We start from the raw sequence: 21241 nt of genomic DNA, 5'->3' as shown, positions 1-21241 counted from the left end.
ATCTCTCCTGCAGCAACGACATTCCGCCGAAGCAGCAGCAGACTATGGACGGTCAGCCTTAAAAGACAAGTTACGAAGTGTCGCAGGCCTACAGAAGCGGCCCCTTCCGATTCAGATTACTCGGAAAGGTTTTTCAGGTAGGCGATGACGTCGGCGCGATCCTGCTCTTTCTTGAAACCGGGAAACGCCATCTTGGTCTTTTTCACCAGGTCCTTCGGCTTCTTCAGCCAAGCATCCAGGGTCTCCTCATTCCACACGACGCCGGTCGCTCCATAAGCCACCATCCCCTTGGAATACCTGAATTTGGCAACCTGGCCCGGGGTGGCGCCAAAGATCTTGTACAGACTTGGCCCGACCTTCTTCTTGCCTTCGTCCAGGGAGTGGCAGGCAGCGCAGTTCTTGAACAGCTTTTGCCCGTTGGCCGGATCCCCCGCCGCCACAGCCGGCGCTGAAAGCGCTAGGGCAAGGAAAGCCGCCGAAATGCCGGCCGAAACTGTCCGCAACATCATCTCTCTCCCGATAGTGTCCCGATCCCCATGAAAGCGCTCCCGGGCCAGGTCCGGAACCCCGACGCCGTCCGCGATCCATATCAGCCGGGATACCGCCTGAGACGCAAATCAAAGCCCGGCGGTTACACCTCAAGAAAGCGTGAAGGCGCGACCCTCTGGCCGACCCGCAGCCTCTTTCCACGCGGCGCATTCATTTTGAACCATCGCGTCCTGCTGGACGACACAGGGGTATCGATCGAGTTTCCAGCAACCTGCTGAAAGGCTGCGATCCCAGCAGTTTTCACTTTCAGGACAACGAGGGCCATTCAATGCTAACCAGTTCAGATATTGGCAAAACCGCAACCATTTCGATTGCCGCCGCCCTGATGGCACTGATGACCGGCGTGGGCGCCGCCAGCGCAGTCGGGAGTGCCGCAACCACTTATGCGAAGGCATTTCCCAAGGCTGAGGTCGTTGCCAGTGCGCAGAAATTCAAAAAACCCACCCGCGGCACCAGGCCGGTCGCCGGGCCGCAGAAGATGACCACGACCGGGTCAGGGAACACGGCCAATACATCCGGCTGTCATGACGGGGCGTCGCAAACGTCCTATGAAGGTTCCTGCGACTATCATGAGGAGTACGAGGCAACCGGCGGCTGTGAAAGCGACACCACGGGCACCTCTTATCCCGGCAACTGCGCCAACAGCAGTGAACCCTGATCCTTGCGCTGACCGCAACAGGGTTTCCAAAAAGCACTTCACAAGGGGAGGCATCGCTGTCTCCCCTTTTTCATTGGCGCTGCGCAGGCAGGCAGTCCTTTCCCCGGGAACAGCCGCCCAGCACTGACGAACCACCGGATTGATGAACTATCCGGACACGCTGCGCCCCAGTCCGCCGCCGAACATCGTTCAAAAGCTGTCAGTTGCGAGCGGTTATCACTTGATTCTCCCGCGATATCTTATATTTAAATCCATACTAGATTAGTCAGATTTGAGGTTTCCCATGTTCCGGTTAAACCGCCTGACAGACTATGGCGTCGTGCTGATGTCGCAGATGAGCCTGCGCGGCGGGGAGCTGCGCTCTGCCCAGCAGATCTCCGACGACACCGCCGTGCCCCTGCCGACGGTGGCCAAGCTGCTCAATCTGCTCAGCAAGGCCGGTCTGGTCACTTCCCAGCGCGGCGCCGCCGGCGGCTATGCCCTGAGCCGCAGTCCGGAAGAGATCTCCGTGGCCCAGATCATCCAGGCACTGGAAGGTCCGATTGCCCTCACCGCCTGCGTCACCGGCGCATCAGACTCCTGCGATGTGGAATCGCTCTGCCCCATGCGCGGCAACTGGGACAAGGTGAACACCGCCATTCAGGACGCCCTCACCAGCGTCAGTCTGGCCGAGATGTCGGCCTTCCCCGAAAACTTCGGCCTGCCGACGGCCGGAACCAAGGTGCCGCTCCGGCCCAGAGGTAAGATTGAGAATTGATGTAAAGAATGCCCGTCAAGCTTTTGGCAATCAGGAGATTTTTTAGATGGCTGCCACAGTAGAGACAGTCGAACAGGTCCGTGGAATCGAGAAGTACAAGTACGGCTTCGTCACGGACATCGAGACCGAAACCGCGCCCAAGGGGCTCAGCGAGGACATCGTCCGCTTCATCTCGGCCAAAAAGAACGAGCCGGAATGGCTGCTGGAGTGGCGCCTGAAAGCCTATCGCCACTGGCTGACCATGCCGGAGCCTGAGTGGGCCAAGGTGCAGTTTCCACCGATCGACTATCAGGACTCCTACTACTACTCGGCACCGAAGTCGCCGGAGGACCGGCCCAAGAGTTTGGACGAGGTCGACCCCAAGCTGCTGGAGACTTACGAGAAGCTGGGCATCCCCCTCACAGAGCAGAAGATGCTGGCGGGTGTCGCCGTCGATGCCGTCTTCGACAGCGTCTCCGTGGCCACCACCTTCAAGAAGAACCTGGAAGAGGTCGGGGTCATCTTCTGTTCGATCTCCGAGGCCGTCCAGAACCATCCGGAACTGGTGAAGAAGTACCTCGGCTCGGTGGTGCCCTACGGCGACAACAAGCACGCCTGCCTGAACTCGGCGGTCTTCACCGACGGCTCCTTCGTCTATATCCCCAAGGGCGTGCGCTGCCCGATGGAACTCAGCACCTATTTCCGCATCAATGCGGAGAATACCGGGCAGTTCGAACGCACCCTGATCATCGCCGACGAAGGGTCCTATGTCAGCTATCTGGAGGGCTGCACCGCGCCGATGCGCGACGAGAACCAGCTTCACGCGGCGGTGGTCGAACTGATCACGCTGGACGATGCCGAAATCAAGTACTCGACCGTGCAGAACTGGTATCCCGGCGACGAGGACGGCAACGGCGGCATCTACAACTTCGTCACCAAGCGCGGCGCCTGCCGCGGGCGCAACTCCAAAATCTCCTGGACCCAGGTGGAAACCGGCTCGGCCATCACCTGGAAGTATCCGAGTTGCATCCTGCAGGGCGACAACTCGGTGGGCGAGTTCTATTCCATCGCCATCACCAACAATCATCAGCAGGCCGACACCGGCACCAAGATGATCCACCTGGGCAAGAACACCCGCTCGCGCATCATCGCCAAGGGCATTTCCGCCGGGCAGTCGGACTCGACCTACCGCGGCCTGGTACGGATCTCCGCCAAGGCCGAGGGCGCGCGCAACTTCACCCAGTGCGACTCGCTGCTGATCGGCGACCGCTGCGGCGCCCATACCGTGCCCTACATCGAAAGCAAGAACCGCAATGCCATCCTGGAGCACGAGGCGACAACCTCGCGCATCAGCGAAGACCAGCTCTTTTACTGCCGCCAGCGCGGCATCTCCGAAGAGGACGCGGTCGCCCTGGTGGTGAACGGTTTCTGCCGTGAGGTCATGCAGCAACTACCCATGGAGTTTGCCGTCGAGGCCCAAAAGCTGGTCGGCATCTCCCTCGAAGGCAGCGTCGGCTAACGGGTGAAAACAATGACCGACGAAACCATCACGCTGTTCCGGCCGACCGGGTCAAACGAACTGGCGCTGATCCGCGAAATGGATTTCGCCGGTTTTCCGCCGCGCCTGCCGGAACAGCCGATTTTCTATCCCGTCACCAACGAGGCCTACGCCAGCCAGATCGCCCGGGATTGGAACACAAAGACCGGCGACGGCCTGGGCTTCGTCACCCGCTTCGCGGTCAAAAAATCCTTTCTTGATGGCTTCGAGCGGAAGGTCGTCGGCGGCGCAGAGCACGAGGAATACTGGATCCCTGCCGAAGATTTGGAAGCTTTCAACACCAACATCATCGGCAAGATCGAGGTAATACGCGAATTCACGCCAGCAGATCGCGAGGCAGCGAAGGCGCAGACAAAGAGCAAAGAGGAAGCTTAGAAAGCATGCTTGAGATCAAGAATCTGCACGCCACCGTGGACGGCAAGGAAATCCTCAAGGGTTTGGACCTGACCATCAAGGCCGGCGAGGTGCACGCCATCATGGGTCCCAACGGCTCCGGCAAGTCCACGCTCTCCTATGTCATGACCGGCCGCGAAGGCTACGAAGTGACCGAAGGCGAAGTGCTGTTCAAGGGCAAGAACATCCTGGAGATGGAACCGGAGGAGCGCGCCGGTGAAGGCCTGTTCCTGGCCTTTCAATACCCGGTCGAAATCCCCGGCGTGCCCAACACCACTTTCCTGAAAGAGGCCATGAACTCCGTGCGCCGTTACCGCGGCGAGGATGAGCTTGACGCCATGCAGTTCGTGAAGCTGGTGCGCGAGAAGACCAAACAGTTGGGCATCAATGACGAGATGCTGAAGCGCGCGGTGAATGTCGGCTTCTCCGGCGGTGAGAAGAAGCGTAACGAGGCGCTGCAGATGGCGGTGCTGGAGCCCTGCCTCGCCGTGCTAGACGAGACCGATTCCGGCCTCGACATCGACGCGCTCAAAACCGTCGCCAACTCGGTCAATCTGCTGCGTGGCCCGGACAATGCTATGCTGGTGATCACCCACTACCAGCGGCTGCTGGACTACATCGTGCCGGACCAGGTGCATGTGCTGGCCCAGGGCAGGATCCAGCGCAGCGGCGGCAAGGAACTGGCGCTGGAGCTGGAAAAGAAAGGCTACGCCGAATTCACCGGCGCCGCCGCCTGATACCGAAGAAGATCAAAGAGCTTGGCTAGAGATCACGATGACAGAACCTTTTAACGAACACTTCGGCGCCCTGCGCGACCACCTGCCGGGGCAGAACCTCTCCTGGCTGACGGCGCTGCGTCAGCGCGGCCTGGACCGCTTTGCCAAGAACGGCTTGCCGACCACGGGCATGGAGGCCTGGAAATACACAAGCCTGCGTCCCATCGAGAAGGTCGACTTTGCCGCCGAGGGTGTGCCGCGGGCCTGCATCTCGATCGACCGGGCGCCCAGCCTGCTGCCGGAGGCGACCGAGAGCCACCGTCTGGTTTTCGTCGACGGTCATTTTCGCAGTGATCTGTCGCGGCTAGGCGAGCTGCCGGAAGGTGCCCGGATCGCGACCCTGGGCGAGCAGATGGTGGATGATCCCGACTGGCTCCATGGCCATCTCGACCACCTGGAGGCGCCGCTGGTTCAGCCGATGCTGGCCCTGAACACGGCAATGATGATGAACGGCTTTGTCCTGAGGCTGGCGCGCGGCACAGTTCTGCCTCACCCAATCGAGGTGATCCACCTGGGCGGCGCCGGCGATGCGCCCCTCGCCTATCATCCGCGCAATCTCGTGGTTCTGGAGGAAGGCAGCCAGGCGACTCTGATCGAACACTGCAGTCATCTCGGCGAGCAGCCTTATCTCAGCAATTCAATGACCGAGATCAGCGTCGCCGACGGCGCAACTTTGCGGCACTACAAACTCCAGGCCGACGCGCTTAACGCCTTTCATCTGGCCACCGTAAAGGCCGAGGTCGGACGTGATGCTACCTATGATTCATTTTGCATGACCACCGGCGCGCGGCTGTCACGCAACGAGGTCTCGGTGCGGCTCTCCGGCCAAGGCGCAGACTGTCACCTGAACGGCGCCTATCTGGTGCGCGGCGAGCAACACTGCGACAATACCACCGTGGTCGACCACCTGGTGCCCAATACGACCTGCCGGGAAGTCTTCAAGGGTGTTGTTGATGACAAGGCCCGCGCCGTCTTCCAGGGTAAGCTGAAGGTGCATCGCGATGCCCAGCACACCAACGGCCACCAACTGAGCAAGGTTCTGCTGCTGTCGGACCGGGCGGAAATCAACGCCAAGCCGGAGCTGGAGATCTATGCCGACGACGTGGTCTGCAGCCACGGCGCCACCGCCGGCGACCTGGACCACGATGCGCTGTTTTATCTGCGGGCCCGCGGCATTCCCGAAGCCGCGGCCCGTTCCATGCTGATCGAGGCTTTCCTCGGCGAAAGCGTCGATCAGATCGCCGCTGAAGGTCTCTGCCCGGCGCTGATGGCCTCCATCGGCCACTGGCTGGCCGGCAGCCGCGGAGACTATTGACATGGCATTTGCAACCGAGACCCTGGCCGAGATCGGCCCCGGCAGCAACTCCACCCTTGCCTTCGACGTGGCGCGGGTGCGCGAAGACTTTCCGGTTTTGCAGCAAGAGGTTCACGGCAAGCCGCTGACCTACCTCGACAGTGGCGCCTCGGCCCAGAAACCGCGGGCCGTGATCGATGCCATGCGCGAGATCCAGGAAACCTGCTACGCCAATGTGCACCGCGGGGCCTATTACTTCAGCCAGCATCTGACCGACCGTTATGAAGGCGTCCGCAAGACGGTGGCGGCCTTCCTCAACGCCGCCTCGGATCAGGAAATCGTCTTCACGCGCAACGTTACCGAGGCGATCAATCTGGTTGCCCACAGCTTCGGCAACGGCTTCGCGGCCGGCGACGACGTGATCATCACCGAGATGGAGCATCACGCCAACATCGTGCCCTGGCAGTTGCTTCGGGACAGGGCGGATATCACGCTGAAAGTGGTTCCCATCGCCGAAGACGGCAGCCTACAGATGGAAGCCTTCGAGGCGATGCTCTCGCCACGCACGCGGCTGGTGGCAATGACCCATACCTCCAACGTGCTGGGCACGGTGAACCCGATGAAGGACATCATCCGGCTGGCCCATAAAGCCGGTGCCCGGGTTCTGGTCGACGGTGCCCAGTCCGCCGTCCACGGCAAGGTCGATGTGCGCGACCTCGACGCCGACTTCTATGCCTTCACCGGGCACAAGCTCTATGGGCCGAACGCGATCGGCGTCCTCTACGGCAAGGCAGAGCTTCTGAAGGAGATGCCGCCTTTTCTGGGTGGCGGCGATATGATCCGTTCCGTCAGCTTTGCCGAGACCACCTTTGCCGATCCGCCGCACCGCTTCGAAGCCGGCACGCCGCCGATCGTCGAAACCATCGGCCTCGGCGCGGCGATCGACTACGTCAACGCCATTGGCCACGACGCCATCGCCGCCCACGAGGCGGGCCTGCTCGCCTATGCGACGGAGCGGCTGCAGCAGATCGAAGGCCTGACGATTCACGGCACCGCCAAGGACAAGGCGGCCATCGTCTCCTTCTCCCTGGACGGCATCCACCCCCACGACATCGGCACGATCGTTGACCGTGAGGGTGTGGCCATTCGTGTCGGCCACCATTGTGCCCAGCCACTGATGGCCTGCCTGGGCGTACCCGCCACCGCCCGGGCTTCTTTCGGCCTTTACAACACGCCGTCGGAGGTCGACGTGCTGGCCCGGGCACTGGAAAAAGTGAAGGACCTCTTCGGTTAGCGCCATGGAAGACGCCCTCCGCGATCTCTATCAGGAAGTGATCCTGGACCACGGCAAGCATCCGCGGAACCACCGCCATCCGCCGGAGGCCAACCGCTCCGCGCGCGGCTACAACCCGCTTTGCGGCGATCAGGTGACGGTCTATCTGGCGGCCGACGACAGCGGCTGCATCCAGGACGTCGCTTTCGAGGGCCAGGGCTGCGCAATCTCCATCGCTTCCGCTTCGATGATGACGGAGGTGCTGCGCGGCAAGACCGAAACCGAAGCGCGACGGCTCTTCGACGACTTCCACCGTCTCTGCACGGAAAACGACTTCACTCTCGATCAGGCTGAAGCCGAGGACCGCGAGGCGCTGGAGCGTCTTCAGGTGCTTTCCGGCGTGCGCGAGTTTCCGGTGCGGGTGAAATGCGCCACGCTGGCCTGGCACGCCATGACATCAGCGCTTTCCGGCGGCGGCGAAGCGACAACGGAATGAAGCGCGGAATAGAAGGATAAGATGAACGACCATCCGCCCAACGATCATCCCCTGGGATTGGACAGCTTCGGCTTCGGCGCCGCACCGGAAGGCCTGACCGCCAGAGCCGGGGCGCCTTTGCAGTCCGGCCTACCGGTGGCCGAGAAGCTGACCGTGGAAAACGCGATGCGCCAGGTCCACGATCCGGAGATTCCGGTGAACATCTATGACCTCGGCCTGATCTACGAGTTGGATATCCACGACGACGGCTCGGTCGCCATCCAGATGACCCTTACGGCCCCCGCCTGTCCGGTGGCCGGCGAGATGCCGCAGCAGGTCGCCGACGCCGTGGCCGATGCCGAGGGCGTCGGCGAGGTCCAGGTAACCCTGACCTGGGACCCGCCCTGGACGCCGGAGCGGATGTCCGAGGACGCCAAGCTGGCATTAGGAATGTTCTAACGTTTATAGATAGTTATAGGGCCTTCCGTTTGAACCCGGTAATCCCTATATGTAGGTTTCAAGAGAACGGGTAAGATAGACCATGGCTATTGCGAATCTCATCAGCCTGACCGACGCCGCCGCAGAGCGGGTCAAGGCCCTGATCGCCAAGAGCGAAGAGCCGGTCCTCGGCCTGCGCGTCGGCGTCAGCACGCGCGGCTGCTCCGGTATGAGCTATGTGGTGGAGTACGCCAAAGAGCAGCGCAAGCTGGAAGACGTGGTCGAGGACAAGGGCGTCAAGATCTTCATAGAGCCGACGGCGGTCATGTTCCTTTTCGGCAGTGAGATGGACTATGTCGAGGACAAGTTCCAGACAGGGTTCGTCTTCACCAACCCGAACGAAAAGGGACGCTGCGGCTGCGGGGAATCCTTCCACGTCTAAGCTGCCGCTCCGAGATCACGGGGCATTGCCCGCCCCCCTTCCGGAAACAATCCAAGGTTAACTGCGGCTTAACATCCGCTTGGGACAATTGCGCCTGATTTTCGGGCCCAACGACCGTCACGAGCGCGAAGCCACTATGCAGACAATCAAGCACGCCTATGCTTCAGCCATGCAAGGCCTGGGGTCCGGGCTTTACAGCAGCGGTGTGCTGAATCGAGAGACACCGCCGTTGCACGGTGATCTGTGGCGCTGGCTGCACAGCCTTTTCGCGATCTACGACATCGACGCCATGGTCCGACTGGACCTGCCCTGGTGGACGCTGCGGGCTGCAAAGCTGGTGGACCGCTTCCTTCAGCAGCGGCCGGGGGCGATGGTCTTCGAATACGGCTCAGGCGCCAGCACGGTCTTTCTGGCAAAGCGTGCCGAAATCGTTGTTTCCGCAGAGCACGATCCGCGCTGGCACGCGACAGTGACCAAGAAGGTGGCCGGACATCCCAATGTACTCCTCACTCTGGCAGAGGCGGAACCGGTAGACGCCCAGAGCACTCACTGGTCCGCCCACCGCGCCTGGTCCGGGTATGACTTCAACAACTACGTACAGGCCATCGACCGTTTCGAAGGCCTCTTCGATCTCATCGTAATCGACGGCCGCTGCCGGGCCCACTGCCTGCAGGCGGCCAAGCGGCGCATCAAACCGGATGGGCTGATCCTCTTCGACAACGCCGGCCGGCGGCGCTATCGTGCGGCCCTGGAAGGCAGCGCCATGCCCAAACTGGCGACCTCCGGTCTCACCGCCTGTCTGCCTTATCCGGACTCCACCGTCCTACTGTCGCCGGAGCAGGCGGTGTTGCAGGCCCTGGTGGACGCAGGATGACAAGGGGTCTGCTGAGAGCCGCCGCCTGGCTGCTGCCGCTTGCGGCCCTGCTTTATCTGGGCTTCGCCCTGAGCGACCTCGACCTCTCGGAGTTCGGTAGCTATCTGAACAGCCGGGTTCTGGGGGTCGCCTGCATCGTCGCCCTGCTCTATGGCGCCGGGCTCTATCTTCTGGCTTTCGCCTGGTCGGCCTGCCTGCAGAAGTGTTCAAGAAATCCGGTCAGTCCGGAAGCAGCGGTGCAACTCTACGCCTTCGCCACCTTCGCCAAGTACCTTCCCGGCAACGTCTTCCACTATGCCGGACGACAGATCGCCGCAGCCCGCCTGGGCTACGGCCAGAAGGCACCGGCACAGGCAACCTTCCTGGAGATACTGGGACACTTGGCTGCGGTCGGGGTGATCCTGCTGGCCCTGTTGCCCTTCACACTGTCCGGCCTTGCCGCGCTGTTGTCACTGGCCGGTGAGCAACTGCGACCTTGGGTTTTCGCCGGGCTGCTCTGTGCGGTTGCCGGCATTGTGTTTCTGTGGCTGTCGCCGAAGGCGCGCGCACTGCTGCCTTCCTTGGACATCCGCCTGCTATCCTTCGTCGGCTTGCTGCAGCTCAGTTTCTTCGCCTTGGTGGCTCTGCTCGGCGTTTGGCTTGCTATTCCCGTACTAAACCTGCCGCAGGAGGCCATGCCCCTAATGGTCTTCGTCTATCTGGCGTCCTGGCTTATCGGTTTCGTGACCCCGGGCGCCCCGGGCGGACTGGGGGTGCGGGAGGCCTGTCTGCTGGCGGGGCTCGGCGGCTTGGCCGACCCCGAAGCCGTGCTCGCTTTTGCCGCCCTGACACGCGGCGCCTTCCTGGTTGGCGAGGCGCTGTTCTCGGTCTCCGGCTTTCTGTTCCGGCCGGGTCAGGAAGTCAGCGCCCAGAGCCGCCCCTCGGCAACGGCGCGATGATCCGGTAGAGAATGAAGACCTCGCTCGTTGCCACTCTTTCCAAACCACCCAGTTCATCCAACGTAGCGGTGCCGCTGCGCAGCCACAGCAGATAGTCGAAGTGGCGCGGCCAGTCGTTCCAATAGGCATGGGCCGGGTCATGGCGGCCGGCCGGGTCGGCCAGGACCCGGTCCCGGCCTTGCTCCAAGGCCTGTCGTGGCACCGGCCAACCCTGGGGCACGTCCAAGGCAGCACGCGCAGGCGCGGCCTCCACCAAAGACGTTGCGGTGAAGAGTAGCGGCACGAACATGCCGCGCTCAATAGCGGCGAGAGAGCCGCTGTGCACGAAGTCGATCCAAGCTGGAGAGCAGCCCGGACAGGCCGGATCGTAGTCGCCGGCGACAAGAAGAGCGCCGCCGGGTGTGGCTTTCATCAGAGCCTGTCGGACCTCCTGCTGTACCGCGTCGTTACGGGCCATCTGCAGCCCACCGGCCAATAGCGAAGTGCCGACCACCGACAACAATAGAACCTGAACCAGTCGCGAGGCCAGAACCGACGCCGCAGGCTGCACCGCTGCGACAAGCAAGAGCAGCCCGACAAAGGGAAAACGAAAGTCCAGGCCCCAGATTCCAAGGACCATGTTGGGCATGGCGATCACAAGGCCCGCCATGGCCCAAAGCAGCGGCTTCAGATCGCTATCGAGCCTGGCTTCGCCGCGGCGCAGCAGGCCATAGAGGAGCACCAGAATGACCAGCAACACCAGAGGACCGGCCGGCACCACCTGGGCCGAGGTCGGGGAAAGAAAGGCCAAGGCCTTCGCTCTGAGCGGGCCATAGAAGGTCTGGCTGTCGCCGACCCCGGCTTGGCCGAAGAGCACGTAGGCGAAGAACACGAGCGGCAGCGCAAACTGCATCATGTGTCTGATGAAAGTCAGCAGGTTTTCCCGCAGACCAAGGTCCCGCCTGCGCCAGACCCGCAATAGTTCGAGGCAGAGGATCAGGTATCCGCAGAGCAGAAAGCCAAGAAGGTGGGCGAAAAAGAGAACCGACTGCGCGCAGGCGAAAACCGCTAAGCGCCGGCGCCAGGACCAGGTCTCACTCATCAGCCAGAAGTAGACAGCCCAGAGCGCCAGGCCGACCGCGAAGAGGAAATTCATGAACCCCCAGCGCAGGGCTTCGTTAAATAGCAGTGCCAGCGGCAGCAGCGCCCAAAGGTTGATGGCCGCTGCCCTGCGCCGTTGCAGGGCCACGGCGGCGGAAAACAGAAGCAGCAGGGTCAGGCTGTTGAACAGTGCGCCGACGACATAGGGTGACAGCCATCCCATGAAAGGCGCCGCGAAGAGATCCATCGCCAGGTCGGGGATCAAACGCCATTCAAGAGCATAGTTCTCTGCCAGCAAGGCATCGTCGCCAAGACTGTACTGAATAAAAACCCGGGCCAGATGATTGGGGTAATCGCGGGCGATGCCGAGAGGAAAGACGAGGGGTAATGCAAAAACGACCACGCCCATCGTCAGGACGGTCAGCAGGCCGGCATACCGGCGCAGGCCAGGCAGCCCTGTGTTCTCTGAAGCTGGAAAGGTCGACAAGCAGTTGGCCCGCCTTGACTTTTCATGGAAACGCCAAGTCGTAAACCATTCGGCTTGTGAAAGGATTAATGACTCTGTCGCAGACTGCAGCCTCTGCCGCCGCGTGGATCCTGCGTTTCCGCGGCCGCGGAGAAGATGCGAGGAAGCCTCATGTCGCTGTCTCTTTCAATCGTGGTCCCCTTTTTTAACGAAGAGGAAACCATAGACAAACTCTACAAGCAGATCGTCGCCGCGGTCGCGCCGACAGGCTGCCCGTTCGAGGTTATCTATGTGAACGACGGCAGCACCGACCTGGGCGCGATGAAGGCCCAGAAGCTGGTGGAGAGCAACACCGCAGTCTCGCTGATCAACTTCAGAACCAATTTCGGCAAAGCCGCCGCCCTCTCCGCCGGCTTTCGAAGGGCCCGCGGCGATGTGGTTATCACCATGGATGCCGACCTGCAGGACGACCCTGCCGAGATACCACGCTTCCTGGAACAGATCCGCAGCGGGGTCGACGTGGTCAGCGGCTGGAAGCAGAAGCGCCACGACCCGCTCGGCAAGACTCTGCCCTCCAAGCTGTTCAACGCCGTGGTCGGGCGCATTTTCGGGCTGCGCCTGCACGACTACAACTGCGGCTTTAAGGCCTATCGGCGCTCCGCCCTGGTGCACCTCAACCTCTATGGAGAGCTACATCGCTTCACCCCTGCCCTGCTCCACAGCCTCGGTTTTCAGGTGAGCGAGATTCCAGTTACCCATCACCCGCGAAGTCATGGCCAGTCGAAGTACGGCTGGAGCCGCCTGATCAAGGGCATGATCGACCTCTTCACCGTGTTGCTTTCGACGCGCTTTCGCATGCGCCCGGCGCACCTCTTTGCCTATATCGGCCTGCCGATCGCCGGATCTGGGTTTGCCGCCCTTACCTATCTGTCAGTGCTTTGGCTGATCGGCGCCGGGCCCATCGGATCGCGTCCACTCCTGTTCTTGGGGATCATGGCGGTACTGTTCGGAACCCAGATGGTGGCCACCGGACTGATTGCTGAAGTGATCCGGGCCAGCCGTCCTCAGGAAGAGGAGAAGTACCTCGTCGAAAGCGAGTACGGTCCTACCGAAGAGCGGATCGGTCAGTCGCAAAGCGGCAGCATGATCGCAGCCAAACAAACGCCGCTTCAACCGACCGACCGCCGCTCGGCCTGAAGCCTAAAAAAGGCACGCAGCCATTCACTTGGCACACAACAATCAAGAAAGCGTCGTCAGCGATCCGCTATATCTGCTTCTTTCCCAACTGCGCGCCGCCAACCTTCGGGGTTGCCAGCTCACCGTGGACACGCAAGAGCAGACAGCAAAAACAAGCCATCAGCATGACAGAGCCAACAGGGAGGTTGTGCAGGTTGAGCCAGTTTATCGAGATCGGCAGCAACCAGACCATTGCCAAGATAATGCGCTCAAACGGAAGAAATCCGCTGCGAAGCGCCCGCATGGTGATGAGTACCAGGGCGAAGCTGATGGCGGTCATGTCGTAGTTGAAGGCATAGGGCGAAGCAATGAACGTTCCCACCGTCAGAACGGCCAACTGAAGAATCCAATCCTGACACCTGGCAAAGGTCCAGACCACGCCGGCCAGCGCAATGACGAAGAGCAGAAGCTGCACCGCGGTGCGAATCTCCTGTTCCACGCCAAGAAGCCGAAGACCCATATAGGCGGATGGCATCATCACCAGAAACTCGCCTTGCCTTTCGTTCATGATGACTGCCTGGAAGGGAACGATGATCTCGAAGTAGGCCTCCCAACTTTCGAGACCAAAGAGGAAAGCGCTGGCGGCAACCATGAAAACCGTCGTCACCCCGGCGGACACTATCGTCAGCCACCTTCGCGAAGCCATCAATGCAAAGGGAAGCAGGATACCTAACTGCGGCTTGACCGTAAGAATACCGAACAGAACGCCGGCAATGATCGGGTGTGTTCTCATGAGTCGAAACCCACCAATCAACAAAGCGGCGGTCAAGAATCCGTTCTGCCCGCCGGCAAGGCAGATGTACGAAGATGGCGCCAGCAGCAGCGCCAAAGCGACAACCCAAGGGTCGCCGTTACGCAGCCGACAAGCCCAAAGGTATGCAAACAGTGTTGCCGCAGACCAGAGCGCCAAGGCAGGCAGATAGGAGAAACTCCCAAGCGGCCACAGGATCAGAAGCATATGAGGTGGATAGGACCAGCTGTGATCGGCAAAGTCCAAGCCGAGAATGTATTCCTGGTAGCTATGGTAGCTGTTAAAATCGAAAAGCCGCGAGACCGCACCATCAATAACCGCGACCCCGCCCGTCCAGTAGTTGACGAAATCGCGCCCGATCGGACGTCCTGCAAAGTCCAGGATGCCATCCGTAAAGGTCGTCAGATAATTGAATGACGCATGCAGGCTGTACAACAGGCAGGCAGCGAGAAGGAAGAGGCAGAAAAGAGTGTCGCTGCCCAAGTCAAGATGACGCTGCGCCCCGAAGCCCCTGTTCGAGTTGCCTGCCGGCAGTAAAGCTTTTCCGAACCACGACATCGCTCAATCCAAAAACCCAGATACTGCGGCTTGGCCGCGGCCAGTTGTGCGAAGGCCCGCAGATGCTCGGACCCAATCCCGACAGAGAGTCGGCCGGAAAGGGGAAGGTAGCGAAAAGTCGTTAAGTGGAGTTGAAGCCGTTGACAGCTTTGTGACCAGCGATACCCGCTGCGCCGGCCACTGGCCTGGACGGACCTCAGACTTAATCGTTCCTTAGAGCTTTGGCCCCAGGATCACCGCTGCTCACGCAGCACAAAACACGACGGGTCAATGCAGTCATACAGCGCGAAAAGAAACGGGCCAGCCCAGTTGCTGCCTTACCTGGCCCTCGTCATCACCTGGGCCCTGGTCCACACCAGCCTGATCGTCTTCCGCGACCTACCGGTCTTCGAGTCCGGACTTGTCGGCCCCGACAGCTATATGCGTCTGCTTCGCGTCACCGAGCTTTATCAGAGCTGGGACTGGTTCGATGGCACCATCGACCGCGCTAACGCCCCATACGGTGACACGCTGCACTGGACTCGGCCTTTTGACATCCTGATCATGCTGGTGGCTCTGCCGGCCTCGTTCGGGATGACTTTCGAAAAAGCAATCTACGTTTCCGGCATTCTCGTTTCGCCCTTGCTGCAGTTAATGACGGCGCTTGCGCTCGCCTGGGCCATGCGCCCCTTGATCCGCCCCGAGGTGTGGTTCCTGCCGGTAGTAGCGCTGTTTCTTCAACCCGCGGCCCTCGCCTACTCCATTGCGGGGCGGGCCGATCATCACAGCCTGCTGATGCTGGTCTTCGTCATCACTGCCGGTTTCACGCTGCAGGCCCTGCGCAATCCTTTGGATGCGCGCCCGGCCGTCTACGCCGGCGCCGGCGCCGGGTTCGGAATCTGGCTTTCGGTGGAGTTCCTCCTGCCCATGGCCGTCTGCCTGGCTGCCTTGGGAACACCCTGGCTCTTCGGGCAAAGGGAGAAAGCGGCTCAGAACAAATGGTTCGCGCTCTCGGCCAGTTTGGTTCTCTTGGCCGCGCTTTTCGCAGAACGCCCCCTGGAAGACCTTCTGGAGCCAAGCTACGACAGGGTTTCCTCGGTCCAGTTCCTGATTGTTGTTTGTATTCTGCTGTTCTGGCGCGCCGCCGAGTTCTATGAGAACCACGCCGCCAGGCAAACCCACATTCTGGGACGCCTGCTGCTCGGCGTCTTCGGCGTCGCTTCCGCCGGATTGCTGGTCAACGCCGTCTATCCGCTGTTCTTCACCGGCCCCATGGCCGGTGTCGATCCCCGCATTCTGCCGATCTGGCTCGATCGGGTATTGGAGATGCGCCCTCTTATTCCGCAGGATCGCGACAGCCTCGGGGCCTTTATCTTCTACTTTGGCAGCGGTCTTATGGTGCTTCCATTTTTCCTCAAGTTCATGCTTGAAGAGCGTCGTTCTGACCGTTTCTGGGTCCTCGCCTTCATCGGCTTCGCTTGTCTTATTCTTTGGCCGATGGCGATCAAACACATGCGGTTCTCCAGCTATGCGGAGGTCGTCTTCGTCATGGCCATCGCGGTTGTTTTCGACCGCTTTCTGCAGTGGACCCACAGCATTCACAGCGACCTCAGTCGCGGGTTGGTACGTGGCTGTGTGATTACCGTGCTGCTGCTCGGACCGATTACGGTCGGTACTATGCTGAAGAACCAAGAGGCCGACGCCAAGGATGCCTCCGGCCAGTCGCTGGAGGCCTGCAACGTCCGGCAGGTCTCAGACTTCCTGGAAACCGATGGCCGATGGGCCGGATCTCAACAGACCATTCTGACATTCCTCGACATCGGCCCGGAGCTGCTCTATCGCACCGGCCATGCGGTGATCGCCACGCCGTATCATCGCAACAGTGATGGGATCTACGACAGCTATAGGATCCTGACCAGCAGTGATACCGAAAATGCCCGCCGCGTGATGGCTGAGCGCCGGATCGACCTGGTCCTGCTCTGTCAGAGCCGGGCGGAAAAGATCTTCTTCTCGAGCGCCAGCGACAGCCTCTACAAACGCCTTTCCGAAGGCGAGGCACCACAGTGGGCGGAAGAGGTGGTGTTACCGCCTTCCCTGCAGCGCCAAGCCCGGCTGTTCGCCATCAACCGCTAGGCCTCTGCGCGCCCTTCGGTGTTAGGGAATTCTTGAGCCAATTCGACAAGACTGTTCCAACGGGGGTCAGGTAGCTCCGAAGAGGACGGACGGTCGATGACACAGGAAAATCCGGTTCACAGACAGCAGGCAGCGCTGGCCGCGACCCTGGCGGACGCGCCCTCCGTGGCCGTCCTGCTGCCCTGCTACAATGAAGAAGCGGCGATCGACCAAACCGTCAGAGATTTTCAGGCTGCCCTGCCGAATGCCCGCATTTACGTCTATGACAATGCGTCCAGCGACCGCACCGCGGCAGTCGCCCGCGAGGCCGGGGCCCACGTGGTTAGCGAAACCTTAAGGGGCAAGGGAAACGTGGTGCGGCGGATGTTCGCCGACATCGAGGCGGACATCTATGTCCTGTCGGACGGCGACGACACCTACGATGCAAGCGCCGCAGAAGACCTGATAGAGCTGCTCTGCCGAGAGCAATTGGACATGGTCAACGCGGCGCGGATCAACACCAGCGACGCGGCGTATCGTGCGGGGCATAAGTTCGGGAATCGGCTGTTTACCGGCCTGGTCAGCAATCTCTTCGGCAAACGCTTTGACGACATCCTCTCCGGCTACCGAGTCTTCTCCCGGCGCTTCGTAAAGTCTTTTCCAGCCCTCGCCCAGGGCTTCGAGATTGAAACCGAGTTGACGGTCCACGCCCTGGAGCTGCGGATGCCGGTTGCCGAAGTCCCGACGGCCTATAAAGAGCGGCCGGAGGGCTCGGAAAGCAAGCTCAACACCTTTCGCGACGGGTTTCGTATTCTCAAAACCATCGTAAGGCTGGCTAAAGAAGAACGGCCACTCGCGTTCTTCTCGTCCGGGGCGATGATCCTGGCATTGACGTCGGTCGGCCTGTCTCTACCGCTGTTCGTGACCTACTTCGAGACCGGACTGGTGCCGCGGCTGCCCACCGCCGTGTTGGTCTGCGCCCTGATGTTGCTGGCCTCCCTTGGGTTCGCCTGTGGTCTGATACTTGATTCCGTATCTCTCAGCCGCCGCGAGACGAAACGCCTGCATTACCTTACTCTGCCGGCACCGCCGCTCCCGACATTGCCACGAACTCCGCGGCGTTCGCAGCCTCATCGGGCCGAAAGTCCGGCTCACAAAGACGTGGTTCACCGGGCGGCGATTTAGCCGAAAGCAGCGGAATTGCAAAAAATTGTTTCGCCTTTACTATTTATCTCTTTTTTTTCACAAACACATCTCCAAATTAACAAGTTATTATAATAATAAACCCATATTATTCTTGAATTATTTCTAATATTGCACTCAAGAAAGCTATTTCCTTTTACCTTTTATTAATGCGAAGAGGGGATTATCGGTCTCGGATATGCGTGCATAGGAGGTCGCAATCATGATGAACACGATTAAGTCCTTTCTTCAGGACGATTCCGGCGCCACGGCTATCGAGTATGGCCTGATCGCCGCCCTGGTTTCCGTTGCTGCCATCGCGGCGCTTACCTCGATGGGTAACTCGCTGAGGGACGTCTTCGGCCTCGTGTCGAACGAGCTTAGCGATGCGGCGGACACGGCAACGTCTACTCCGTAACGCTTGAATCCTTCGGGGCCCCGGGTCCCTGCGGAATCAGTCAGTGCGATAGGGCCCGGGGCAAAAACCTCGCGGCCCTATCTCTCTGTCGGTGTGCCCCCTATTGGCTCCCATTTCCATGGAGCCGAGCAAGGGCGCAACAAGGGGCTCTCGCCCGGATCGCCACATGATGAACCTGTCATTAGCAACGGCTCAGTTCACGATCCTATCATTCGCAGGCCTGCTGATTATGGCTGCTGCGAGCGACTGCAGGAACTTGACCGTCCCCAATCGCTTCAGTGTGGCGCTGCTGGCTCTGTACCCGTCTTTCGTTGTGGCCTCGGGCGGCAGCGTGGACTGGCAGGGTGGTGTGATCTGTGCCGCGGCCGCCTTCGCCGTTGGCTTCGTCCTGTTCGCCCTCCGCTTCTGCGGCGGCGCAGACGTGAAGCTCTTCGCCGCTGTCACACTGTGGGCAGGCCCCGCCCTCTTTGCGCCCATGGTCTTCTATACCGGGCTGACCGGCGGATTGCTGGCGATCGCCCTTTGGATCCGTCACAGGATGATCCGGGCGGCAACACCTGCCGCTTTCTTCTTCGTCTCCAGCGATCCGTCTTTCGGAAAGCAGCCGATGCCTTATGCGGTGGCCATAGCAGCCGGCGGCCTCTACGTCGCCTTGCAGTTGTTGATGAGAACTTAGCGCCATGAAATCAAACACATTTTTCCGCTCTTCCGCCGGCGTGATCCTGCCCGATCCCGCTGTATCTGCCGTCTTCTGCGGATGCGCCTAGGAGGTCGAAGCCATGTCTCTCAGAAACATCTTTCTGATCGCCGCCGCTCTGCTCATTACTGTCGGCACCACATTCGTCGCACGCAGTTGGCTGGCCAATCAAAGAGCCCAGCCCGCCACAGTGGTGCAGCAGCCGGTGGAGCCGGAAGGAATCAAGGTTCTGGTCGCCAAGGGCGACCTGCCGACCGGCGCCTTCATTCAGGAGGGCCAACTGCGCTGGCAAATCTGGCCCAACGATGACATTCCAGAAACGTACTTCACCAATGAAGAAGTGGCTTTCGAGGAATTTTTCGGCGCCGTGGTGCGCCGGGGCTTCACCGCCGGTGAACCAATCACGCCCAAACGGGTCGTTCGTCCGGGCGAACGTGGTTTCCTGGCTGCCGTGCTGCGGCCGGGCTATCGCGCCATCGCGATCCGCGTCGACGCCACCTCGGGCGTGAGCGGGTTGGTGTTTCCTGGGGATCGGATTGACATTATTTTGACACAGACGCTGGCCGAAAACACCGGGGAACAGGTCATCCAGCGCAAGGCCAGCGAGACTGTACTCCAAAACGTACGCGTACTCGCGATCGATCAGGTAACGGATGATAAAGGGACGAACCCGCAGTACGCCAAGCACTTCACCGTGGAGGTCACGCCCAAGCAAACCGAGATGCTTTCCGTTGTCAGGGAGCTGGGCGCTCTCTCCATCTCGCTCAGAAGCCTCGCCAAGGACGAGGAGGAGCTGGAGCGGTTGGCGGTCCTGAACGAGACGAAGGAGGAGTCCGACCCCGAGCGCGGCGATACCTATACCTGGGATACCGAGGTCAGCCGCCTGGTCGGCATGCGTGACGGCAGAGACGGCAATAAGAAGGTTGTTAACGTTACGCGTGGTAATGAAGTTGAAGAGCTGCGTTTCTAAACGGTGTGATTTATGCGCGTAATTTCAGGCATTTGGCTGGCGATCGCCCTGATTGTATCGATGGCCGCTTCGACCGAGCAGGCCACCGCGGCGCTCCAGGGCCGTGCCGTGCCGAGCAACGGCGACCCCATTGCCATCGAACTGGGCGAGGGCCAGCTGTTGCGGCTGGATCGCGCGATGACGTCTGTTTTCATCGCCAACCCCGCCATTGCCGATATCAGCGCGAAGTCTGACCGCTTACTCTATCTTTTTGGTAAGGGGGTCGGCACCACCACGCTCTTCGCCCTGGATGCCAACGACAACCTGATTGCCAACGTCACCGTCAGCGTGAATCACAGCTTGGGCCGTCTACAGCGAGCCCTCGATGAACTGGTGCCGACGGGTGACATCGTGGCCTCGTCCGTCAATGGTGCGATCGTCCTTTCCGGGAGCGTGGCAACCGCCAGTGAAGCTGAGGATGCGCGCCGCCTGGCGACGCGTTTCATCAGCGAAGGCGAGGAGATCATCAATCGGCTGGCGGTAACCGATCCCAACCAGGTGAATCTGCGCGTGCGGATCGCGGAGGTTTCTCGTGAAGTGATCAACCAGTTTGGGTTCAACTGGGATATCTTCGTTGACGGCGGCATCCAATTCGGCCTGCAGTCCCTGCCCCCGGTCGCCGGCATCAACACCATCTTCGCCGGCGGCGACGTCGGCAACGCCTCGATCGATACCCTGATCGACGCCCTGGCCGAAGACAATCTTGTGAGCATCCTGGCGGAACCGAACCTGACGGCACTGTCAGGCGAAACCGCCAGCTTCCTCGCCGGCGGTGAGTTTCCGATCCCTGTCTCCCAGGACGAGGATACCATCACTGTTCAGTTCAAGCAGTTCGGCGTCAGTCTCGCCTTTACGCCGACGTTACTGGGCCGCAGCCGCATCTCGATGCGCGTGCGCCCGGAGGTAAGCCAACTGTCGAATGCCGTTCAGGTCATCGCCGGGGGCCTTTCGATTCCCTCGCTCACAACACGCAGAGCGGAAACCACGGTTGAGCTCGCCTCCGGCCAGAGCTTCGCTATCGCCGGTCTTATCCTGGACAACACACGCCAGGAAAACCGAAAGATTCCGGGGCTGGGCGACCTGCCGATCCTTGGTGCGCTGTTCAACAGTGATCGCTTCGAACGCGATGAGACAGAGTTGGTGATCATCGTCACACCATACATCGTCCAGCCGGTCAATCCGGACCAACTGCGAACGCCCTTGGACCCCTACCGTGCTCCTCCGCTGGCCGCTGACGGCTCGCCGGCAGCAGCCGGCGCGCAACCCGGACGCACGGTCCCCCTTGACGCGGACCAGGCCGACAGGCTCGGCGGCAACAAGAACACCGGCTTTATTCTGGATTAGGAGCA

22 protein-coding genes are annotated in these 21241 nt (G+C 60.8%); 19 read left to right on the top strand and 3 right to left on the bottom strand.

Annotation, left to right across the window (positions count from 1 at the left end; all coding sequences use genetic code 11):
• Positions 1 to 116 precede the first annotated feature (116 nt).
• Positions 117 to 506, bottom strand: coding sequence for a c-type cytochrome (locus ACP146_RS10285; RefSeq protein WP_422366665.1), 390 nt, complete (start codon positions 504 to 506; stop codon positions 117 to 119).
• 311 nt (positions 507 to 817) lie between these two features.
• On the opposite strand from ACP146_RS10285, the gene ACP146_RS10280 reads away from it, so the two are divergent.
• The 12 genes from ACP146_RS10280 (at position 818) to ACP146_RS10225 (ending at position 10404) form a co-directional block, all read left to right on the top strand.
• The gene (locus tag ACP146_RS10280) at positions 818 to 1207 is read left to right on the top strand and encodes a hypothetical protein (RefSeq protein ID WP_422366664.1); all 390 of its coding nucleotides are present in this window, start codon (positions 818 to 820) and stop codon (positions 1205 to 1207) included.
• Between the two features lie 283 nt (positions 1208 to 1490).
• Positions 1491 to 1964, top strand: coding sequence for an SUF system Fe-S cluster assembly regulator (locus tag ACP146_RS10275; RefSeq protein WP_422366663.1), 474 nt, complete (start codon positions 1491 to 1493; stop codon positions 1962 to 1964).
• A 46-nt stretch (positions 1965 to 2010) separates the two neighbouring features.
• Positions 2011 to 3462, top strand: coding sequence for a Fe-S cluster assembly protein SufB (gene sufB, locus ACP146_RS10270; protein ID WP_422366662.1), 1452 nt, complete (start codon positions 2011 to 2013; stop codon positions 3460 to 3462).
• A 12-nt stretch (positions 3463 to 3474) separates the two neighbouring features.
• The gene (locus ACP146_RS10265) at positions 3475 to 3876 is read left to right on the top strand and encodes a hypothetical protein (protein WP_422366661.1); all 402 of its coding nucleotides are present in this window, start codon (positions 3475 to 3477) and stop codon (positions 3874 to 3876) included.
• Positions 3877 to 3881: 5 nt separating this feature from the next.
• Positions 3882 to 4631 carry a Fe-S cluster assembly ATPase SufC gene (sufC, locus tag ACP146_RS10260; RefSeq protein ID WP_422366660.1) on the top strand — a complete coding sequence of 250 codons (750 nt, stop codon included), beginning with the start codon at positions 3882 to 3884 and terminating at the stop codon, positions 4629 to 4631.
• A 37-nt stretch (positions 4632 to 4668) separates the two neighbouring features.
• Positions 4669 to 5985, top strand: a complete 1317-nt coding sequence (sufD, locus tag ACP146_RS10255; protein ID WP_422366659.1) for a Fe-S cluster assembly protein SufD — start codon at positions 4669 to 4671, stop codon at positions 5983 to 5985.
• 1 nt (position 5986) lies between these two features.
• Entirely contained in the window at positions 5987 to 7258 is a 1272-nt protein-coding gene (locus ACP146_RS10250; RefSeq protein WP_422366658.1) for an aminotransferase class V-fold PLP-dependent enzyme, read from the top strand.
• A gap of 4 nt (positions 7259 to 7262) precedes the next feature.
• On the top strand, positions 7263 to 7733 hold the full coding sequence (gene sufU / locus ACP146_RS10245; RefSeq protein ID WP_422366657.1) for a Fe-S cluster assembly sulfur transfer protein SufU: 471 nt from the start codon (positions 7263 to 7265) through the stop codon (positions 7731 to 7733).
• A 21-nt stretch (positions 7734 to 7754) separates the two neighbouring features.
• Complete coding sequence (locus ACP146_RS10240) at positions 7755 to 8171, top strand: SUF system Fe-S cluster assembly protein (protein ID WP_422366656.1); 417 nt, start codon at positions 7755 to 7757, stop codon at positions 8169 to 8171.
• An 82-nt stretch (positions 8172 to 8253) separates the two neighbouring features.
• On the top strand, positions 8254 to 8592 hold the full coding sequence (locus ACP146_RS10235; protein ID WP_422366655.1) for a HesB/IscA family protein: 339 nt from the start codon (positions 8254 to 8256) through the stop codon (positions 8590 to 8592).
• A gap of 136 nt (positions 8593 to 8728) precedes the next feature.
• Complete coding sequence (locus ACP146_RS10230) at positions 8729 to 9466, top strand: class I SAM-dependent methyltransferase (RefSeq protein WP_422366654.1); 738 nt, start codon at positions 8729 to 8731, stop codon at positions 9464 to 9466.
• On the top strand, positions 9463 to 10404 hold the full coding sequence (locus tag ACP146_RS10225) for a hypothetical protein (RefSeq protein WP_422366653.1): 942 nt from the start codon (positions 9463 to 9465) through the stop codon (positions 10402 to 10404). Before ACP146_RS10230 ends, ACP146_RS10225 begins: the two co-directional genes overlap by 4 nt.
• Here the strand turns inward: ACP146_RS10225 and ACP146_RS10220 are convergent.
• Entirely contained in the window at positions 10367 to 11971 is a 1605-nt protein-coding gene (locus tag ACP146_RS10220; RefSeq protein ID WP_422366652.1) for a hypothetical protein, read from the bottom strand. The genes ACP146_RS10225 and ACP146_RS10220 overlap by 38 nt on opposite strands.
• Before the next feature lie 150 nt (positions 11972 to 12121).
• Between ACP146_RS10220 and ACP146_RS10215 the strand changes: the two genes are divergently transcribed.
• Positions 12122 to 13147, top strand: coding sequence for a glycosyltransferase family 2 protein (locus ACP146_RS10215; protein ID WP_422366651.1), 1026 nt, complete (start codon positions 12122 to 12124; stop codon positions 13145 to 13147).
• 67 nt (positions 13148 to 13214) lie between these two features.
• On the opposite strand, the gene ACP146_RS10210 is transcribed toward ACP146_RS10215, so the two are convergent.
• Complete coding sequence (locus tag ACP146_RS10210; protein ID WP_422366650.1) at positions 13215 to 14495, bottom strand: glycosyltransferase family 87 protein; 1281 nt, start codon at positions 14493 to 14495, stop codon at positions 13215 to 13217.
• A gap of 309 nt (positions 14496 to 14804) precedes the next feature.
• On the opposite strand from ACP146_RS10210, the gene ACP146_RS10205 reads away from it, so the two are divergent.
• The 6 genes from ACP146_RS10205 to ACP146_RS10180 all read left to right on the top strand — a co-directional run bounded on the left by ACP146_RS10205 (position 14805) and on the right by ACP146_RS10180 (position 21236).
• Positions 14805 to 16607 (top strand): hypothetical protein, encoded by a 1803-nt coding sequence (locus ACP146_RS10205; RefSeq protein ID WP_422366649.1) that lies wholly within the window; start codon positions 14805 to 14807, stop codon positions 16605 to 16607.
• Between the two features lie 96 nt (positions 16608 to 16703).
• Positions 16704 to 17771, top strand: coding sequence for a glycosyltransferase family 2 protein (locus ACP146_RS10200; protein WP_422366648.1), 1068 nt, complete (start codon positions 16704 to 16706; stop codon positions 17769 to 17771).
• A 220-nt stretch (positions 17772 to 17991) separates the two neighbouring features.
• Positions 17992 to 18186 carry a Flp family type IVb pilin gene (locus ACP146_RS10195; RefSeq protein WP_422366647.1) on the top strand — a complete coding sequence of 65 codons (195 nt, stop codon included), beginning with the start codon at positions 17992 to 17994 and terminating at the stop codon, positions 18184 to 18186.
• 166 nt (positions 18187 to 18352) lie between these two features.
• Positions 18353 to 18862, top strand: coding sequence for an A24 family peptidase (locus tag ACP146_RS10190; RefSeq protein WP_422366646.1), 510 nt, complete (start codon positions 18353 to 18355; stop codon positions 18860 to 18862).
• Between the two features lie 103 nt (positions 18863 to 18965).
• Positions 18966 to 19853, top strand: coding sequence for a Flp pilus assembly protein CpaB (cpaB, locus tag ACP146_RS10185; RefSeq protein ID WP_422366645.1), 888 nt, complete (start codon positions 18966 to 18968; stop codon positions 19851 to 19853).
• A gap of 12 nt (positions 19854 to 19865) precedes the next feature.
• The gene (locus ACP146_RS10180) at positions 19866 to 21236 is read left to right on the top strand and encodes a type II and III secretion system protein family protein (protein WP_422366644.1); all 1371 of its coding nucleotides are present in this window, start codon (positions 19866 to 19868) and stop codon (positions 21234 to 21236) included.
• Positions 21237 to 21241 lie beyond the last annotated feature (5 nt).

It is taken from the genome of Pelagibius sp., from assembly GCF_965249265.1.
Taxonomy (GTDB): Bacteria; Pseudomonadota; Alphaproteobacteria; order Kiloniellales; family Kiloniellaceae; genus Pelagibius.
This window is presented reverse-complemented; position numbering and strand designations above follow the sequence as displayed.

Bases quoted from the DNA above. Each gene is read 5' to 3' on its own strand.
- sufC (WP_422366660.1), top strand. From the start codon at position 3,882: ATGCTTGAGATCAAGAATCTGCACGCCACCGTGGACGGCAAGGAAATC.
- sufU (WP_422366657.1), top strand. From the start codon at position 7,263: ATGGAAGACGCCCTCCGCGATCTCTATCAGGAAGTGATCCTGGACCAC.
- ACP146_RS10265 (WP_422366661.1), top strand. From the start codon at position 3,475: ATGACCGACGAAACCATCACGCTGTTCCGGCCGACCGGGTCAAACGAA.
- ACP146_RS10215 (WP_422366651.1), top strand. From the start codon at position 12,122: ATGTCGCTGTCTCTTTCAATCGTGGTCCCCTTTTTTAACGAAGAGGAA.
- ACP146_RS10210 (WP_422366650.1), bottom strand. From the start codon at position 14,495: ATGTCGTGGTTCGGAAAAGCTTTACTGCCGGCAGGCAACTCGAACAGG.
- ACP146_RS10190 (WP_422366646.1), top strand. From the start codon at position 18,353: ATGATGAACCTGTCATTAGCAACGGCTCAGTTCACGATCCTATCATTC.
- ACP146_RS10225 (WP_422366653.1), top strand. From the start codon at position 9,463: ATGACAAGGGGTCTGCTGAGAGCCGCCGCCTGGCTGCTGCCGCTTGCG.
- ACP146_RS10230 (WP_422366654.1), top strand. From the start codon at position 8,729: ATGCAGACAATCAAGCACGCCTATGCTTCAGCCATGCAAGGCCTGGGG.
- ACP146_RS10275 (WP_422366663.1), top strand. From the start codon at position 1,491: ATGTTCCGGTTAAACCGCCTGACAGACTATGGCGTCGTGCTGATGTCG.
- sufD (WP_422366659.1), top strand. From the start codon at position 4,669: ATGACAGAACCTTTTAACGAACACTTCGGCGCCCTGCGCGACCACCTG.
- ACP146_RS10195 (WP_422366647.1), top strand. From the start codon at position 17,992: ATGATGAACACGATTAAGTCCTTTCTTCAGGACGATTCCGGCGCCACG.
- ACP146_RS10235 (WP_422366655.1), top strand. From the start codon at position 8,254: ATGGCTATTGCGAATCTCATCAGCCTGACCGACGCCGCCGCAGAGCGG.
- ACP146_RS10240 (WP_422366656.1), top strand. From the start codon at position 7,755: ATGAACGACCATCCGCCCAACGATCATCCCCTGGGATTGGACAGCTTC.
- ACP146_RS10180 (WP_422366644.1), top strand. From the start codon at position 19,866: ATGCGCGTAATTTCAGGCATTTGGCTGGCGATCGCCCTGATTGTATCG.
- sufB (WP_422366662.1), top strand. From the start codon at position 2,011: ATGGCTGCCACAGTAGAGACAGTCGAACAGGTCCGTGGAATCGAGAAG.
- ACP146_RS10250 (WP_422366658.1), top strand. From the start codon at position 5,987: ATGGCATTTGCAACCGAGACCCTGGCCGAGATCGGCCCCGGCAGCAAC.
- ACP146_RS10280 (WP_422366664.1), top strand. From the start codon at position 818: ATGCTAACCAGTTCAGATATTGGCAAAACCGCAACCATTTCGATTGCC.
- ACP146_RS10285 (WP_422366665.1), bottom strand. From the start codon at position 506: ATGTTGCGGACAGTTTCGGCCGGCATTTCGGCGGCTTTCCTTGCCCTA.
- ACP146_RS10200 (WP_422366648.1), top strand. From the start codon at position 16,704: ATGACACAGGAAAATCCGGTTCACAGACAGCAGGCAGCGCTGGCCGCG.
- cpaB (WP_422366645.1), top strand. From the start codon at position 18,966: ATGTCTCTCAGAAACATCTTTCTGATCGCCGCCGCTCTGCTCATTACT.